We start from the raw sequence: 15,320 nt of genomic DNA on the forward strand, positions 1-15,320 counted from the left end.
GTTCCTTCCTAGATTATTGCGGCGCGGCCTCTGAGGCCGGTGTAGCGGTCGCAGGCGAGGCGGCTTGCGGTGTACTCTCTGTCTTGGGCGGTGTCTGCTCTGCAGGTGCGGGCTGTTCGGCCGGCGGCATGTAGAGCGGCCCCGTCAGGCCACAGGCGGCCAACCCGAGCGACAGCGACGCGGCAAACAGGCACTTGGTGAACTGGGTAATCATAATGGTTCGCTGCGAAAAAATTTTTGGCCCTCTATAATCGCACTCACATTGTTAAAAGCAACAGGATAAACCGATGAAGGATCACGAGTATCACGCCCTGACCGACGCCTTTTTCCAGTATGTGGAAGACACCATCGACGAGGGGTATCCGGATATCGACTGCGAACGCGCCGGCGGGGTGCTGACCCTGAGCTTCGAGAACAAGACCAAGGTCATCATCAACAAGCAGGAGCCCCTGCATCAGATCTGGGTCGCCACCCGGGAGAACGGCTTCCACTTCGAGCTGCGCGGTGACAGCTGGATCGACAACCGCTTCGGCGACGAGCTCAAGGCCCTGCTGACCCGGGCCTGCACCACCCAGGCCGGCGAGCCCGTGGTCTTCTCATGACGGATCTGCATCCCGAAGGTGCCCGCCATGCGGTGATCTGGCTGCACGGGCTGGGGGACTCCGGCGCAGGCCTCGCCCCCCTGGTGGAGGCGCTGGCCCTGCCCGCCGACCTGCCCGTCCGCCATCTGCTGCCGGATGCGCCCGAACGCCCCATCACCATCAACATGGGCTACCGGATGCGCGGCTGGTACGACATCAAGAGCTTCGAGGATCCGGCGGATCGCGCCGTGGAGTCCCATGTCAGGGAGTCAGCGGCCCGTATCGCCTCGCTGATCGAACAGTTGGTGGCCGAGGGTTTCGCCCCCGAGCGCATCGTGCTGGCCGGCTTCTCCCAGGGGGGCGTCATCGCCTCCTTCACCGCCCTGCGCCATCCGGTGCCATTGGCAGGCCTGCTCTGCATGTCCACCTACCTGGCTGCGCCCAACACCCTGCCCGGCGAAATGAGCGAGGCGGCCCGCGCCCTGCCCATCTGCTACATGCACGGCATCTATGACGACGTGGTGAACCTCTCCATGGGCTGGGACGCCAAGAACCGGCTGGAAGCGGTGGGACTCAGCCCCGAGTGGCACGAATACCCCATGCGCCACGAGATCTGCCGCCCCCAGCTGGGCGACATTCGCAGCTGGTTGCTGGCCCGCCTCGGCGCCTGATTGTCGGCTCACGGGTAAGACAACGGCCTGCATCAGCAGGCCGTTTGCTTTCATCCCTGACGGCGATGCTCGACGGCATCCCCCCACTGGCTGCGCCCCCTCCACGCCTGATTCCCGCACCACGGATACGACAACGGCCTGCATCATGCAGGCCGTTTGCCATCTTGCCGGTGCTGTTATCAGCGCATCATCCTACTTCCCGCGCCGCGCCTGGGGTGTCCCGCTGCGGGCTCTGGCTGCGGTAGGGGATCACATCGAGTTTGTCACCCACCTGCACGATTTCGTAGTACTGGGGCAGGTTGAAGTTGCTGAACTGACCCGCATTGCTGAATCGCTCGTGACCCGAGGTGTAGAACCGGTTCACCCCCTGTACCAGTTCGTCCTTGTTGCCGGCGAAGTGCTGGTAGATCTCCACCCGATTCGCCTCGTCCAGGATATAGATGTTGGTGCCTGCATCCCGGGTATCGAAGAAGAACTGCACCAGCCCTTCGCTGGCGTAGGCGTCGACGATACCGGGCAGGTGCTGGCTGTGAGTCTTGTCGAGGCGCAGCGGCAAGTGATCCAGCTTGTTGTGGGAGATGTGGCGGTAGAAGTCGATGGCGTTTTCCAGCTTCTTGACCGACACCCCGCGCCGCTCGAAGAAGATGCCGTACTTCTCCTTGCCGAGCGCCAGCGTCTTGACCAGCTGCTGCTTGTCCCGGGCCAGACGCAACTCGATGCATTCAGCCACAAGCTGCTGGAAGCGGGTGCGCACCAGGGAGCGGAAGTGCTGGCTGTAGCAGAACACCTCGATCATCTCGGGGGCCGCGGCGTCCTGGTGCATCTTGCCGAGGATGGTGGTGAGGGCGTCCACCACGGCTTCCTCTCCCTCGAAGTGCAGGGTGCGGATCTCACTCCAGGAGTTGCGATAGACGAGATCCACGGATCCCACCAGACACTCCTGGTTGCGACCGAACGAGAAGACATCCGCGGCGTTGGCATCGAACTCGATCACCTGCCCCACCCAGTGGCTGGACGGGTCCGTCTCCAGGTTCAGGAAGATGGAGAGCTGGCGGATCTCGCACGGCCGGCTCAGGGCCAGGTTGGTCGCGCGGGGATACTTGACCGGGAAGGTCCCGGAGAGATCGCGACAGAACTGATGCAGGTTGTCGATGTGCAGATCCGAGCCCTGGTTGAACAGGTGTACCCGGGACTGGGGCGTCAGCAGGCCGTTGAAATAGGCCCAGGCCACCAGCTTGCTGATGTAGCCGTTATATTCGAGCGGCGCCCGGCCGATGATGTCGGCGGGTTCGAGGGAATGCTTGTAGAGATACCAGCCGGCGCGATTCAGGCGGCCATGGGGCACCTGTACCAGACTGAGATCCGGCTCGCCGAGATCCGGCGCAATCTTGAGGTTGATGCGCTGCACCTTGCCCGGCAGGCTCTCGAATGCGGCATAGAGCTTGCGCGACAGGATGCCGATGTCTTCCGGGTTGATGGACTCGCTGATGTTGTTGCGCCGGGCGAACTGGATGAGGTTGCGGTAGCTCTGCATCAGGGCTTCCAGCAACTCGGCGTAGGCCACCTTGACGTCCTCGACCTTCCACTCCTGGCGGTGATCAAGGTGGTAAAGGCGCTCCGGACTCCAGCCCCAGTAGGCTACCAGCTGGGCCATCTGCTCCCGGCGCCAGTCCGGGGAGTGATCTTCCTTGGGATGGCTCAGCCCGTCGCACACCTTCAGATAGAAGCAGCGACGCACCAGATCGAGGCGCTGCATGTCGCCGATGGACTTCAGGTAGTTGGTCACCTTGTCCAGCATCAGGCAGTAGTTGTCGAGGCGGTAGTGCATCCCCTCGTTGTGCTGGAACCAGTCGCGACTGGTCACCGACAGCAGCCGGGTGTTGGGATACTCGTGGGAGTAGGCCTCCATCAGCACCGACTTGAGCACCGCCTTGTAGGGGGAGTCGATTCCCTTGTAGAGCTGCCACAGGGCGGAGCCGAAATACTCCTCGGCAGGAATGCGATCAAAGCCCCCCAGATCGAGCCAGTCATCCTGGCTCAACTTGCCGTGGGCAAACAGGCCGTTGACGTAGTCGTCGTAGTGATCGTCATATTCGGCAGGCACCAGATACCAGAGCAGCCGCTTGCCGGCGATGTGCATGGCGCTGCGGTAGAACTCGTCGAGCAGCAGCAGGTGCTGGGCGCTGCCGCAGCTCTCCCCCTGCATCTGGGCATCGTTGCGCTGACGGAACTTGTCTTCGGGGATCAGGAAGAAGTTGAGATCGACCCCCCGCTGCTCGGCCCACATGGAGAGGTGCTGGCACTTCTGTTCCAGCAGGGCGAGGCGCTCGCTCGACAGACCGGCCACGTGGCAGACCCAGATGTCGAGATCCGAGTGGCAGCACTGACCGATGGAGGAGGTGCTCCCCATGGAGTAGAGGCCCTGGATGGACTTGTCGTGGGTACTGAGACCGCCCTGGCAGTTGGCGTTCTGGCAGAGATCCTGGATGAAGGCCTGCTGGGCCTCGTTGGCGACAAAACTCCAGATACCATGAGGCACATCCCCTGCCACATAACCGGGCAACAGGGGGTGATTGAAGTGCAGCATGACAGGCAGCAAGTGGAAAACCTGCTGCCCGTAGCGACTCATGAGATCCAGCGCTCGTTGCGTCTTGAGACGATTGAGTTCGTCGTAGCGCGCCACCAGCGTGTCGAGTTTAACCAGCAATGCCCTACCTATGGGGAAGAGAAATGACGCACCAAAACGGGGAGACGTCAAAAAAGTGTGATCATGTTAACAATGCAAACAGCAGTGGTAAACAAGCCCGCACACAATCACCGGATTATTTCTGACCCCGTTCGTAACGGTATCAGAGGAAAGCAATAAAGTTGCTTACTTTCAATAACTTAAAATCAATTATTGGCTGAATGAAAATAATTTTCAGCCCCCGTTTTTGAGCTTGGCCCCGCTTTTGCGGGCTGCGCCATGAAAGCCCCTGCAAAGGGTGGTAAGATCGTTTTCCTCTCAAAAGATGAAACAACTGATTGATATGGCAGCCCGAACCCTGAAAATTGCCACTCGAAAGAGCCCACTGGCCCTGTGGCAGGCCAATTTTGTGAAAGATCGGCTGGAGGCACTCCATCCGGATCTGCAGGTCGAACTGGTGCCCATGAGCACCCAGGGTGACAAGATCCTCGACACCCCCCTCGCCAAGGTCGGCGGCAAGGGGTTGTTCGTCAAGGAGCTGGAGACTGCCATGCTGGAAGGGCGTGCCGACATCGCTGTCCACTCCATGAAAGACGTACCGGTGGAGTTCCCCGATGGGCTCGGCCTGCACACCATCTGTGAGCGCGAAGACCCGCGTGATGCCTTTGTTTCCAACCATTTCAACCAGATAGACGAGCTGCCTCAAGGGGCCGTGGTCGGTACCTCCAGCCTGCGCCGTCAGTGCCAGCTGCGCGCTGCCCGCCCTGATCTCGTGATCCGCGACCTGCGGGGCAACGTCAACACCCGCCTCGCCAAGCTGGATGCCGGTGAATATGACGCCATCATCCTGGCCGCCGCCGGCCTGAAACGACTGGAGATGGCCCATCGCATCGCCGCCTTCATCGAGCCCGAGCAGAGCCTGCCCGCCAACGGCCAGGGGGCGGTCGGCATCGAATGCCGCCTGGATGATGTTGAGCTGCACGCCCTGCTGGCGCCGCTCGAACACCCCGAGACCCGCATCCGGGTGCTGACCGAGCGCGCCATGAACCGCGCCCTGCAAGGTGGCTGTCAGGTGCCCATCGGGGCCTATGCCCTGGTACAGGGAGAAGAGGTATGGCTGCGCGGCCTGGTGGGCAGCCCGGATGGCAGCCACGTCATTCGCGATGAGATCCGCGGCCCCCTGGCAGAGGGCGAGGCGCTGGGCCACACCCTGGCCCAGCGCCTGCTGGCCGCCGGCGCCGACGTTATCCTGGCCGAGGTCTACCGGGCATGAGTGCAGCACAGCCAGGTTCACGGTCATCTGCCTGGAGCGCCGCCTGATGGTCCCCCTGGTGGTGCGCCCGGCCGCCCAGGCCAACCAGCTGGTGCAGATGCTGCACCAGTTGGGTCATGCACCGCTCTGCTGTCCGTTGCTGGAAACCCGGCCGGGATGCGACCTCCCTCACCTGGGTGACATGCTGCGTGAGGCGGACCTCGTTATCGCCGTCAGCATGCATGCCATTCATTTTGCACATCATTTTCTGTTGCAAACTGGTCAGACCTGGCCACATATTGATTACTTTGCAGTCGGTCAGGCGAGTGCGGATGCCTTCGCCGAGGCGGGCATCCAGGCCCTGTGCCCGGCCGATCCCCGCAGTGAAGGGCTGCTGGCCCTGCCGGCGCTGCAAGGGGTGAGTGGCCGCCGGGTGCTGATCCTGCGCGGCAACGACGGGCGGGATCTCATCGCCCGGACGCTGGCCTCACGGGGCGCACTGGTGCACTATTGTGCCACCTACGAGCGCCACTACCCCGATCTTGACGGGGACGCATTGACCCGCCACTGGCAGGCAGCCGGGCTCGACAGCTTGCTCATTACCAGTGGCGAACTGTTGCAGCGGTTGCTGGCCCTGGTGCCCGGCCCGCAGCACCCCTGGCTTTATGACCGCCTGCTGGTGGTGCCCAGTCCCCGGGTGGCCGAGATGGCAGAAGGGGCTGGTTTTACCCGTATCGTGATTGCCCAAGGTGCATCCAACCAGGCTCTGGTGGCCGCCCTGGAACTGAGGAAGATGGAATGACTGAACAGCAAGAAGTCCAGCCGAGTGCCGCGGCCACCGTGGCCGACAACAACAAGCCCGCTCCCGGAACAACAGGGAGCAAGAAGGGCAGCTCTGGCACCGTGCTTGGCGGCATCGCCATCCTGCTGGCCCTGGGGCTGGCCGGTGGTCTCTATGTGCACGGACACCAGAACGCCGTTGCCCAGCAGGCCGAACTGGTAGCCCTCAAGCAGCAACTGGCCGACGCCATGACCAGGATTGATCAGGGCAGCAGCAAGGATGCCGAACAGATCGGTGCCCTCGGCAAGAGCCAGCAGCAGTTGCAGGAGGCGCTGGACGCCTTGCAGACCAAGGTGCTGGATCTGGACGACAAGCGCCCCAATGACTGGATGCTGGCCGAATCCGAATACCTGGTGCGCATGGCGGGCCGCAAGCTGTGGCTCGAACACGACATCGTCTCCGCCATCACATTGCTCGGCAACGCCGACGAGCGCATCAAGGCGCTCAACGACCCCAGCCTGATGCCCATTCGCAAGGCGCTGGCGGAAGACATCGCCAAGCTCAAGGGGATGCCACGGGTCGATCGCGAGGGGTTGACCCTGAAGCTGGCCGCCCTCTCGGACCAGATCGAGCTGCTGCCCCTCTCCACCGTCAGCATGCCGGAAGCCAAGAGCGAGCCCGACCAGACCGTCAGCACCAACCCGGACGAGTGGCAGAGCAACCTGAAGAAGAACTGGGTCAAGTTCACCGAAAACTTCATCACCATTCGTCGCCGCGATGGCGCCGTGGAAGCCCTGCTCTCCCCGCAGCAGGAGATCTTCCTGCGGGAGAACCTCAAGACCAAGCTGCTGCAGGCCCAGCTCGCCGTCTATCGTGAACAGCAGTCACTCTATGTCGACAGCCTGGAGAAGGCCCAGCGCTGGCTGACCCAGTATTTCGATGCCGACAACAGCGCCACCCAGTACATGCAGTCCGAGCTCGACAAGCTCAAAGGCGAGCAGATCCAGTTTGACTACCCGGATCAGTTCAAGACCCAGACCATGCTGGAACAGGTGCTGACCGAACGCCTGCAACGCATCCTGGCCGGCAACTGAGGAGGAGACCATGATTCGTCTGATCGTCATAGTCGCCGTGATGGTGGCGGGCCTCATCTTCGGTCCCGAAGCCTCCGGCAACAAGGGCTATGTGCTCATCTCGCTGGGCAACTACACTGTGGAATCCTCGGTCACCAGCGCGGTGATCCTGGCGGTGCTGTTCTACGGTGCCCTGCTCATCGTGGAATGGGTGCTGGCCCGCCTGTTCGGCCTGCGCCGCAAGACCCAGGGCTGGTTCGGCTCGCGCCGCCGCCGCAAGGCCAACCTGCAAACCGTCAATGCCACCCTGGCCATGGCAGAGGGGCACTACAACCAGGCCGAGAAGCTTCTCATCAAGGGCGCAGACAACAGCGACACCCCGCTGCTCAACTACCTGAGCGCCGCCCGGGTGGCCCAGGCCCGGGGCGATGACGTGCGCCGGGATCACTACCTGCAGAAAGCCCAGGAAGAGAACCCCAAGGCAGAGCTGGCACTGACCCTGATCCAGACCCAGTTGCAGATTGAGCAGGGCCAGTACGACAGCGCCCTCGGTCGCCTCGAGTCCATCTATGCCCTCAACCCGCGCCACCCCATGGTGCTGGATCAGCTGCGTCAGGTGTATCTGGCCCGTGAAGACTGGGCGGCCCTCATCGATCTCGCCCCTGCCCTGCGCAAGGTGGGCAAGCTGACCGCTCAGCAGGAAGAGACCCTGCTGCACCAGGCGTGGTGCGGTCGTCTGGAGGCCGCCAGCGGCTCCCTCGACACCCTGCGCACGGTCTGGCAGGGTCTGCCCCGCAAACAGCGCCAGGATCCCGTGCTGCTGGCCAGTTACGGGGATCGCCTGCGCCGATTGGGGGCCGATGCCGAAGCCGCCGATCTCTGGCTGGAGGCCCTGCGCAAGGATCCCTCCCCCGAGCTGTTCGCCCGCCTGCCCAAGCTCAAACTGGACGACTACCAGCCCATGCTGACCCTGCTCAGAAAGATCCAGGATCAGCCGGGCGCCGAAGCGGCGCTGGCCCGGGTCTGCCTGCTGGCCGGTCAACTGGACGAAGCCCAGCGGCTGCTGGAGCAGGAAGTGGCGAAGGCGCCGGATGCCGCCCTCTACCACGCCCTCGGCCAGGTGATGGACAAGCGCCGCCTGACCAACAAGGCCAACGAGTACTACCGCCAGGCATTGCAGCTGGCCGACATCTGACGCCCGTTCGTCGCGAAATAAAAAGAGGCCGCAATTGCGGCCTCTTTTTATTGGGATTGTTTATTGCCATTGTTCCGAATGGTGGCTCTCTTCTCCCCTTGCGGGAGAAGGGGGCGGGGATGAGGAGGACAAGCAGACACCCTTTCCCCGAGGGAGAGGATCAAGGGCTCAGGCGGTCAGCCGCTCCAGCTCGCCGATAAGCCAGATGGCCTCCTGGCGATGGGAGCCGCACACGTCCGCCATGGGGCGAAAGCCGCCGCACACCGCCGGGCGCTCCGGCTGGCCGAAGATCTTGCACCCCAGATGCGCATCGAGCTGCACACAGGGCACACCGGCGGGCTTGCCGTCCGGCATGCCGGGAATGGCACTGCTGATGCTGGGGGCGATGCAGCAGGCACCGCATCCCTGACGACATTCCATGTGATTTTTCCTCTGTGGGGCACCGCAGTGTAGCAAGGAGTCCGGTTTCTCCTAAGCCTTATCCCTGCCCGGGCACCCTGGCGCCCTGCAGAGCGCAAAAAGCCCGGCAGTGCCGGGCTTTTTGCTGCGGGAGTCAGCACATCACAGGATGATGTCGCGTACCACGCTGTCCTTGCGATCCAGGACGTGGATCGACTTGATGCGACGGCATGAGAGTACGTGACTTGCCGCCACCGCCATCCTCCTGCTTACAGGATGATGTCGCGTACCACGCTGTCCTTGCGATCCAGGAAGTGGATCGACTTGATACGACGGATGGTGCGCGATTTACCGCGGATCAGCAGGGTCTCGGTGGTCGCCATGACGCCGTCGCTGGTGATCCCTTCCAGCAGATCACCCTTGGTGATGCCGGTGGCCGAGAAGATGACGTTGTCATTCTTGGCCAGATCTTCGAGCTTGAGCACCTTGCTCACGTCGATGCCCAGCTCCTCGCAGCGCGCGATCTCCTGTTCACCCAGGGCGCGAACCTCGGGGCTGTCACCCTTGACCTGGTGGCGGGGGATCAGGCGAGCCTGCATGTCGCCGTCCAGGGCGCGGATCACCGCGGCGGAGATCACCCCTTCCGGCGCGCCACCGATGCCGTAGAGCATGTCCACTTCGCTGTCCGGCAGACAGGTGAGGATGGAGGCGGCCACGTCACCGTCGGGAATGGCGAACACCCGCACCCCCAGGCCCTGCATCTCCTTGATCGCCTTGTCATGACGCGGCTTGGCCAGGGTGATGACGGTCAGACGGGAGAGGGGCTTGCCGAGCGCCTTGGCCACGGCCTTGAGGTTCAGCTCCAGGGCCTGATCGAGATCGATGGCGCCTCTCGCCTTGGGGCCCACGATCAGCTTTTCCATGTACATGTCGGGGGCCTTGAGGAAGGATCCCTTGTCGCCCACCGCCAGCACGGCCAGAGCATTGGCCTGACCCATGGCAGTCATGCGGGTCCCCTCGATGGGGTCGACCGCGATGTCCACGGCGTCGCCCTGACCCGTGCCCACCTTCTCGCCGATGTAGAGCATGGGGGCTTCGTCGATCTCCCCTTCGCCGATCACAATCTCGCCATCGATCTGGATCTGATTGAGGATGTGACGCATGGCCGCCACGGCCGCGCCATCGGCGATATTCTTGTCACCACGTCCGAGCCACTTGTAGCCAGCCAGTGCAGCCGCTTCCGTCACTCGGGAAAATTCGATTGCCAGTTCACGTCTCATCGCATATCCAACCTTAGGAGCTCGAAAACGGGCGGCATTCTACCACAAGGGCAAACCTTTGCGCGTAAAAGTGGCGACCAGCCACATAAATCCCGGTTTTCATCCCGCTGACATGGAACCGACACGGTTTGTTCATTGCACGGTCACCCGACTGTCATCTGTCACTTCTAGCATGGCCCCGTCTTTTAAAACAAAAGCTTGCAACACAAGGGATCATGATGAAAAAGCTGACAGTAGTAGCATTGGCTCTTACCGCCGCCTTCCAGGCTCAAGCCGTCGAAGTGTACAAAAACGAGAGCACCCTGCTCGACCTCTACGGCCGCATCTACGCCGGCCAGTTCTTCGGCGAGAAGAAAGAGCTGGACGCCAACGGTGACATCAAGAACGAATACAGCGACAAGCAGGGGGCCAACCAGTTTGTCCGTCTGGGCGCCAAGGTAGAGAGCGAGATCAACCCGGGTCTCAAGGCGTTGGCCCAGTACGAACTGCAGATGTACATCAATGACAGCGAGAAGACCGTCAGCGAGAACTCCGACAACCTGCGTACCCGTCTGGCGTTCGCCGGTGTCGGCGCCAACTGGGGGACCGTCACCTTCGGTCGCCAGAAGGGGGCTCCTGGCTTCCTGGCGGACTGGACTGATGTCTCCCTCTCCGATGGTTACGGCAACGAGGCACTGGGCGCCAAGACCGACACCTTCGCCACCAACCGCGCCGGCTCCGTGCTGAAGTACTCCGGCCTGTTCAACGGTTTCCAGGTAGATACCAGCTACAAGTTCGATGGCGGTGACACCGAAGAGACCTCCAGCAAGGACAGCGATGCCGCCTACGGTGCCGCCGTGGCCTACACCTTCCCGTTCAACCTCTCCCTGGGGACCGCCTACAACGTGGGCATCCGCGACAAGAGCGGTGAAGAGGATGCCAAGCTGTGGCTGCTCTCCGCCAAGTACGACAACAAGGCCCTCTACGCCGCCCTGAGCTATGCCGACGGCAGCGACTTCCTGGCCACCGGCAAGGATCACACCGGCTGGGAAGGGGCGCTGGGTTACAACTTCGAGAGCGGCTTCGGCCTGATGGCCCTGTGGAACAAGCAGAAGGTGGAGCAGGCTGGCAAGTCTGACTACGACTCCATCGACTACTACACCCTGGGTGCCCAGTACAAGTTCAACAAGAACCTGCGCGTCATCGGCGAGTACCGCATCAACAACCTCGACAGCCATGACAGCGGCAAGCTCAACACCAAGGATGACTTCCAGCTGGCGGCCCGCTACGACTTCTAAGTCGGCAACCACCTGACGACACGGCGCGCAGAGCACTCTGCGCGCCGTTTTTTATTGCGTCAGGCCAGGGATTTGTACGCCGACACCAGCAACAGCATGGGGCGCTCCGCCTCCTCCGCCAGGGCCGGGTTGGCCGCAATCTGCGCCGCCGTCGGCCCCCACTCCTCCACGCGGCGGATCTGGAACCCGGCGGCGACAAGGGCATTGAGGTAGGTGCCCAGGGTGCGGTGATACTTGATCACCCCCTCCGCCAGCCAGTTGCTGACCCGCTTGCCCTCGGCCTGGTAGCCGTTGACGGGCCAGGAGCGGCGTCCCTCTGCATCCGCCAGCCAGCCCTGCGGCTGCGGGCAGGTGAAGATGGGGTGCTCCACCGAGAACACCAGGCTGCCGCCAGCCACCAGCGCACGGTGGATCTCCGCAAACAGCGGCGCCACCTCGGGCAGGTAGTGCAGCGCCAGGGAGCTGTAAATGAGATCGAAAGGCTCATCGGACAGCGCAAGACCGTCCAGATCCCCCTGCCGATAGCGGATGGCCTCATCCCGGGTCAGCTCGGCGGCACGGGCCAGCATCTTCGCGGAGAGATCGATACCGACCACATCGGCAGCCCCGAGATCTCTGACTGCCCGGCAGAACCAGCCATAACCGCAGCCCAGATCCAGCACCCGCTTGCCGGCAAGATCCGGCAGCATGGCGTGCAGCGCCGGCCACTCCGGCGCCCCCGCCAGCCCGTGGAGGGAGCGTGGCAGTTGGGCATAGCCCTCAAAAAACCCTGGTTCGTCATAGATATTTTGTGACATTGCACTGTTTCCTCTTGAAGATGGTCAGCCTCTCTGGCCGACGACCCGGCCCTTGCCAAGCATACCCGTCGGTCATGACAGACCATAAAAAAAGCAGAGACCCGGGCGGGCCTCTGCTCTGTCTCGCACCCGCAGCCTGGCTGCGGGACAACAAAAAAGGCCATAGACGAGGCAACGTCTATGGCCTTGGTTCAGTCGTGCGGCAAGGTCACGGCTCCCGCGAGGTAGCGAGATCCGGTCGTCACTGCACGATGAATGGATGGGAGGTCTGGGCCTCCACCGGCTCCGGACAATGCTTCATCGTGCGCATCTGTACGGAGTTCATTCGGGTCACTCGCTGATCCGAAGCATAAAGGGTCATGTCACTCACCCGGCCGGGCCGGCTCCATCAACACATTGAAAAATCTGGTGCCACTCTAGGGGACAGGAGTCTCAGAGGCAAGCCCGGCAGATCATGTTTGCCGACTCTCTCACCCCAGCTTCTTCTGCCAGAACATAGCCCGGCCCACCTCGGGATCGAGCTCATAACCCGCAAAGCCGCTGGCGCGATAGGCAGCCTGGGCCACCTTGTTCCCCTCCAGCACCTCCAGGGTCAGCTTGCAGCAACCGAGCTCCCGGGCGAGCCGCTCCGCCTCCGCCAACAGCTGCTTGCCGATGCCCTGGCCGCGATGGGCAGGGTGCACCGCCACGTCGTGGATATTGAGCAGCGGCTGACAGGCGAAGGTCGAAAAACCCTCGAAGCAGGTGGCAACGCCAGCGGGCTCCCCATCGACCCAGGCCAGCAGCACATGAGCACCGGGTCGCGCGGCCAGGGCGTCGGCCAGATTCGCCTTCACCTCGTCCGCCAGTGCACTGCCGCCCCCCATCTCGTCCCTGGCGTATTCGTCCAGCATCGCGATCAGCGCCTCGCCGTGGCGAGGGTTGTGCAGATCCGCCCTGATGATCTCGACCATGTTTCTCTCCCTGTGTGTGCCGGATGGTGCGCCAAGGCGCGAGGCCACCATGGTAGCGTCCCCTCCGAACCGAACCAAGGTTCCCCCGGCCTTTTCCCCGAGGTTCCAGCCCCCTCAGTGCCTGCCGCCAATGATCTCTTTTTCTTGCATCTTCTCCTTGCAAGGCAAATGAAAATCAATATCATTAGCAACCTCTCGCGATGAGAGAAATCAATAATTACAATTAAATCAACAAGTTCAGGCCGATTGGTCGACAAAGAGTCACACCCAGATGAACCATTACAACTCCCCGCGAGCCTTGCTGGGCGTCGCCTTGCTGGCGGTTTGCACCAGCCCCCGTGCCGAAGACGAAACCCTGACCGTGGTCGGCAAACGCAGCCAACATGAAGAGGTCGCCACCGCGACCCGCACCGCCACCCCGGCCAAGCTGGTGCCCCAGAGCATCGAGAGCGTCAAGGCAAGCGAGCTGACCGCCTTCGGCCAGCCCACCCTGAGTGAAGCCCTGACCGGCATCCCCGGCGTCAACGCCAGCGGCGACACCCGCTTTGACGGCGTCACCATCCGCGGTTTCAGCGCCAGCAACGACTTCTACCTCGACGGCCTGCGCGACGACATGCAATACACCCGCGACCTTGGCAACATCGAACGGGTCGAAGTGCTCAAGGGCCCCGCCGCCGTGCTCTACGGCCGTGGCAGCACGGGCGGCATCGTCAACCGGGTCAGCAAGGTTCCCCAGAAGGGGCAGGCCTCCAGCGTCAGCGCCCAGGTAGGCAGCTTCGACAGCCGACGCTTCGCCGCCGACCTCAACGGCGAGGCAGGAGAGCGGGTACAGGTGCGCCTGAACCTGGCCCAGGAAGACAAAGACAGCTTTCGCGACGACGTGACCAGCAAGCGCACCCTGCTGGCCCCCTCCGTCAACTGGGAGATCACCGACACCCTGAACTGGCTGGTGCAATACGAGCGCAACGAGCACGATCGCACCCCGGATCGCGGCATTCCCGGCGTCGATGGTCGCCCGGCGGATGTTCCCATCGAGAGCGTCTACAGCGACACCCGCCGCGACTTCCTCGACGATGTGGCCCAGTCCACCCGCTCCCGCTTCACCTGGGACATCAACGATCAGTGGCAACTGCGCCAGCAGCTCGGCTACACCACCCTCGACAGCCAGTTCGACAATACCTATGTCACCAGCGTCAAGGGTGACAAGGTGACCCGCGCCCGCTGGCAGCAGGATCTCAAGGCCAGCAGCCTCACCAGCAACACCGAGGCGGAAGGCCAGCTGCAAACCGGCCCCATCGCCCATCGTCTGCTGGTGGGTCTGGAGCAGGGCTGGCAGGATCGCACCCCCAAGCTCTACCAGAACGCCAACCCGATCCCGGCAGGCAACCTCTATGATCCGGGCTCCCTGCCCACCTACGACGGCGCCATGAAACTCTCCAGCGACGCCCATCACAGGGTGCGCGGTGTCGGCCTCTATGTGCAGGATCAGCTCAGCCTGGGCGACTGGCACCTGCTGGCAGGCCTGCGCCGCGACGACTTCACCGTCACCAGCCGCCGCAACGACCTCGACAAGGAAGAGACCCTCTCGGTCACCAGCCTGAGTCCGCGCCTGGGCCTGGTGTGGAACCCCATCGAGGAGCATGCCTTCTACACCTCCTACAGCAAGACCTTCACCCCGGTGGGCGGTGAGCTTATCGGCATCACCCCGGGGGACAAGAACAACAACCTGGATCCCCAGCACACCCGGCTCTATGAAGGGGGCGTGAAGAGCGACTGGCTGAACGGCCGCCTCGCCACCACCCTCTCCCTCTACCGGCTGGAGATGTACAACAAGCGCAGCAAGGATCCGCTGGATCCCACCCGGGTGATCCTCACCGGTCTGCAGCGCACCGACGGCATCGAGCTGAGCGCCCGTGCCCAGCTGACCGACGAGATCTATCTGCGCGGCGGCGTCGCCATCCAGGATGCCGAGCAGGTCAAGGCAGACGCGGACCTGCAAGGCAAGCGACCGATGAACGTCTCCCGCCAGAACGGCCAGCTGTTCGCCGGCTACCAGAGCGGCAAGCAGGGCTGGTTCGGCGAGACCGGGATGACGGCGGTGGGGGATCGCTTCGCCGACAACGCCAACACCACCGCCTTGCCCGGTTACGCCCGCTTCGACGCCCGTGCCGGCTACCGCTGGCCCCAGTGGGAAGCCCAGCTGAGCGTGGAGAACCTGACCGATCACGACTACTTCGTCAGCGCCACCAGCGCGGCCCAGATCATGCCGGGCACGCCCCGTCAGCTGCACCTGACCGCCGCCTACCGCTTCTGATCCTCCCTGTTTACCGACCCCTCTGGCCAGCGTTCGCTGGCCAGATTGTTATGAAGCACCG

Annotated in this window: 14 protein-coding genes; 8 read left to right on the top strand and 6 right to left on the bottom strand. The window is 63.0% G+C overall.

The genetic code is table 11. From position 1 onward, the window contains the following. Positions 1 to 13 precede the first annotated feature (13 nt). A complete protein-coding gene (locus AB5Y59_RS10415; RefSeq protein WP_082180910.1) occupies positions 14 to 214 on the bottom strand; it encodes a lipoprotein in 201 nt (66 codons plus the stop codon). A 73-nt stretch (positions 215 to 287) separates the two neighbouring features. Between AB5Y59_RS10415 and cyaY the strand changes: the two genes are divergently transcribed. Together cyaY and AB5Y59_RS10425 are read left to right on the top strand one after the other, a co-directional pair. After that, the gene (gene cyaY, locus AB5Y59_RS10420) at positions 288 to 602 is read left to right on the top strand and encodes an iron donor protein CyaY (protein ID WP_010672698.1); all 315 of its coding nucleotides are present in this window, start codon (positions 288 to 290) and stop codon (positions 600 to 602) included. Next, complete coding sequence (locus AB5Y59_RS10425) at positions 599 to 1,252, top strand: alpha/beta hydrolase (protein WP_103259395.1); 654 nt, start codon at positions 599 to 601, stop codon at positions 1,250 to 1,252. Before cyaY ends, AB5Y59_RS10425 begins: the two co-directional genes overlap by 4 nt. A gap of 187 nt (positions 1,253 to 1,439) precedes the next feature. On the opposite strand, the gene AB5Y59_RS10430 is transcribed toward AB5Y59_RS10425, so the two are convergent. Beyond that, a complete protein-coding gene (locus tag AB5Y59_RS10430; RefSeq protein WP_042879398.1) occupies positions 1,440 to 3,959 on the bottom strand; it encodes a class I adenylate cyclase in 2,520 nt (839 codons plus the stop codon). A gap of 322 nt (positions 3,960 to 4,281) precedes the next feature. On the opposite strand from AB5Y59_RS10430, the gene hemC reads away from it, so the two are divergent. The 4 genes from hemC to AB5Y59_RS10450 are packed head-to-tail and all read left to right on the top strand — an operon-like array spanning position 4,282 to position 8,239. Continuing rightward, complete coding sequence (gene hemC / locus AB5Y59_RS10435; RefSeq protein WP_042865387.1) at positions 4,282 to 5,211, top strand: hydroxymethylbilane synthase; 930 nt, start codon at positions 4,282 to 4,284, stop codon at positions 5,209 to 5,211. Positions 5,212 to 5,257: 46 nt separating this feature from the next. Further along, on the top strand, positions 5,258 to 5,992 hold the full coding sequence (locus tag AB5Y59_RS10440; protein ID WP_069652023.1) for a uroporphyrinogen-III synthase: 735 nt from the start codon (positions 5,258 to 5,260) through the stop codon (positions 5,990 to 5,992). Continuing rightward, positions 5,989 to 7,065 (top strand): uroporphyrinogen-III C-methyltransferase, encoded by a 1,077-nt coding sequence (locus AB5Y59_RS10445; protein WP_039039811.1) that lies wholly within the window; start codon positions 5,989 to 5,991, stop codon positions 7,063 to 7,065. The genes AB5Y59_RS10440 and AB5Y59_RS10445 overlap by 4 nt, the downstream gene beginning before the upstream one ends. Positions 7,066 to 7,075: 10 nt before the next feature. After that, complete coding sequence (locus AB5Y59_RS10450) at positions 7,076 to 8,239, top strand: heme biosynthesis HemY N-terminal domain-containing protein (RefSeq protein WP_042015365.1); 1,164 nt, start codon at positions 7,076 to 7,078, stop codon at positions 8,237 to 8,239. 168 nt (positions 8,240 to 8,407) lie between these two features. Here the strand turns inward: AB5Y59_RS10450 and AB5Y59_RS10455 are convergent, their stop codons facing one another. Both AB5Y59_RS10455 and glpX read right to left on the bottom strand, forming a co-directional pair. Then, a complete protein-coding gene (locus AB5Y59_RS10455) occupies positions 8,408 to 8,659 on the bottom strand; it encodes a YkgJ family cysteine cluster protein (protein ID WP_010675884.1) in 252 nt (83 codons plus the stop codon). 248 nt (positions 8,660 to 8,907) lie between these two features. Then, positions 8,908 to 9,918 carry a class II fructose-bisphosphatase gene (gene glpX, locus AB5Y59_RS10460; RefSeq protein WP_039040467.1) on the bottom strand — a complete coding sequence of 337 codons (1,011 nt, stop codon included), beginning with the start codon at positions 9,916 to 9,918 and terminating at the stop codon, positions 8,908 to 8,910. Positions 9,919 to 10,136: 218 nt separating this feature from the next. On the opposite strand from glpX, the gene AB5Y59_RS10465 reads away from it, so the two are divergent. Further along, complete coding sequence (locus AB5Y59_RS10465) at positions 10,137 to 11,195, top strand: porin (protein ID WP_029313567.1); 1,059 nt, start codon at positions 10,137 to 10,139, stop codon at positions 11,193 to 11,195. A 59-nt stretch (positions 11,196 to 11,254) separates the two neighbouring features. On the opposite strand, the gene AB5Y59_RS10470 is transcribed toward AB5Y59_RS10465, so the two are convergent. Together AB5Y59_RS10470 and AB5Y59_RS10475 are read right to left on the bottom strand one after the other, a co-directional pair. Next, positions 11,255 to 11,992, bottom strand: a complete 738-nt coding sequence (locus AB5Y59_RS10470) for a class I SAM-dependent methyltransferase (RefSeq protein ID WP_368211944.1) — start codon at positions 11,990 to 11,992, stop codon at positions 11,255 to 11,257. A gap of 470 nt (positions 11,993 to 12,462) precedes the next feature. Continuing rightward, positions 12,463 to 12,945 carry a GNAT family N-acetyltransferase gene (locus tag AB5Y59_RS10475; protein ID WP_202044533.1) on the bottom strand — a complete coding sequence of 161 codons (483 nt, stop codon included), beginning with the start codon at positions 12,943 to 12,945 and terminating at the stop codon, positions 12,463 to 12,465. A gap of 271 nt (positions 12,946 to 13,216) precedes the next feature. Here AB5Y59_RS10475 and AB5Y59_RS10480 point away from each other — a divergent pair, with 271 nt between their 5' ends. Next, positions 13,217 to 15,259: a TonB-dependent receptor gene (locus AB5Y59_RS10480; protein WP_368211945.1), complete on the top strand. Its 2,043-nt coding sequence runs from the start codon at positions 13,217 to 13,219 to the stop codon at positions 15,257 to 15,259. Positions 15,260 to 15,320: the final 61 nt, after the last annotated feature.

Source organism: Aeromonas sp. s10, assembly GCF_040907975.1.
Lineage (GTDB): Bacteria > Pseudomonadota > Gammaproteobacteria > Enterobacterales > Aeromonadaceae > Aeromonas > Aeromonas caviae.

What these genes read in the sequence shown, in the direction of transcription:
- AB5Y59_RS10415 (WP_082180910.1), bottom strand. Translation starts at nt 214, where the DNA reads ATGATTACCCAGTTCACCAAGTGCCTGTTTGCCGCGTCGCTGTCGCTC.
- AB5Y59_RS10445 (WP_039039811.1), top strand. Translation starts at nt 5,989, where the DNA reads ATGACTGAACAGCAAGAAGTCCAGCCGAGTGCCGCGGCCACCGTGGCC.
- AB5Y59_RS10450 (WP_042015365.1), top strand. Translation starts at nt 7,076, where the DNA reads ATGATTCGTCTGATCGTCATAGTCGCCGTGATGGTGGCGGGCCTCATC.
- AB5Y59_RS10475 (WP_202044533.1), bottom strand. Translation starts at nt 12,945, where the DNA reads ATGGTCGAGATCATCAGGGCGGATCTGCACAACCCTCGCCACGGCGAG.
- AB5Y59_RS10480 (WP_368211945.1), top strand. Translation starts at nt 13,217, where the DNA reads ATGAACCATTACAACTCCCCGCGAGCCTTGCTGGGCGTCGCCTTGCTG.
- AB5Y59_RS10465 (WP_029313567.1), top strand. Translation starts at nt 10,137, where the DNA reads ATGAAAAAGCTGACAGTAGTAGCATTGGCTCTTACCGCCGCCTTCCAG.
- glpX (WP_039040467.1), bottom strand. Translation starts at nt 9,918, where the DNA reads ATGAGACGTGAACTGGCAATCGAATTTTCCCGAGTGACGGAAGCGGCT.
- hemC (WP_042865387.1), top strand. Translation starts at nt 4,282, where the DNA reads ATGGCAGCCCGAACCCTGAAAATTGCCACTCGAAAGAGCCCACTGGCC.
- cyaY (WP_010672698.1), top strand. Translation starts at nt 288, where the DNA reads ATGAAGGATCACGAGTATCACGCCCTGACCGACGCCTTTTTCCAGTAT.
- AB5Y59_RS10470 (WP_368211944.1), bottom strand. Translation starts at nt 11,992, where the DNA reads ATGTCACAAAATATCTATGACGAACCAGGGTTTTTTGAGGGCTATGCC.
- AB5Y59_RS10455 (WP_010675884.1), bottom strand. Translation starts at nt 8,659, where the DNA reads ATGGAATGTCGTCAGGGATGCGGTGCCTGCTGCATCGCCCCCAGCATC.
- AB5Y59_RS10425 (WP_103259395.1), top strand. Translation starts at nt 599, where the DNA reads ATGACGGATCTGCATCCCGAAGGTGCCCGCCATGCGGTGATCTGGCTG.
- AB5Y59_RS10440 (WP_069652023.1), top strand. Translation starts at nt 5,258, where the DNA reads ATGGTCCCCCTGGTGGTGCGCCCGGCCGCCCAGGCCAACCAGCTGGTG.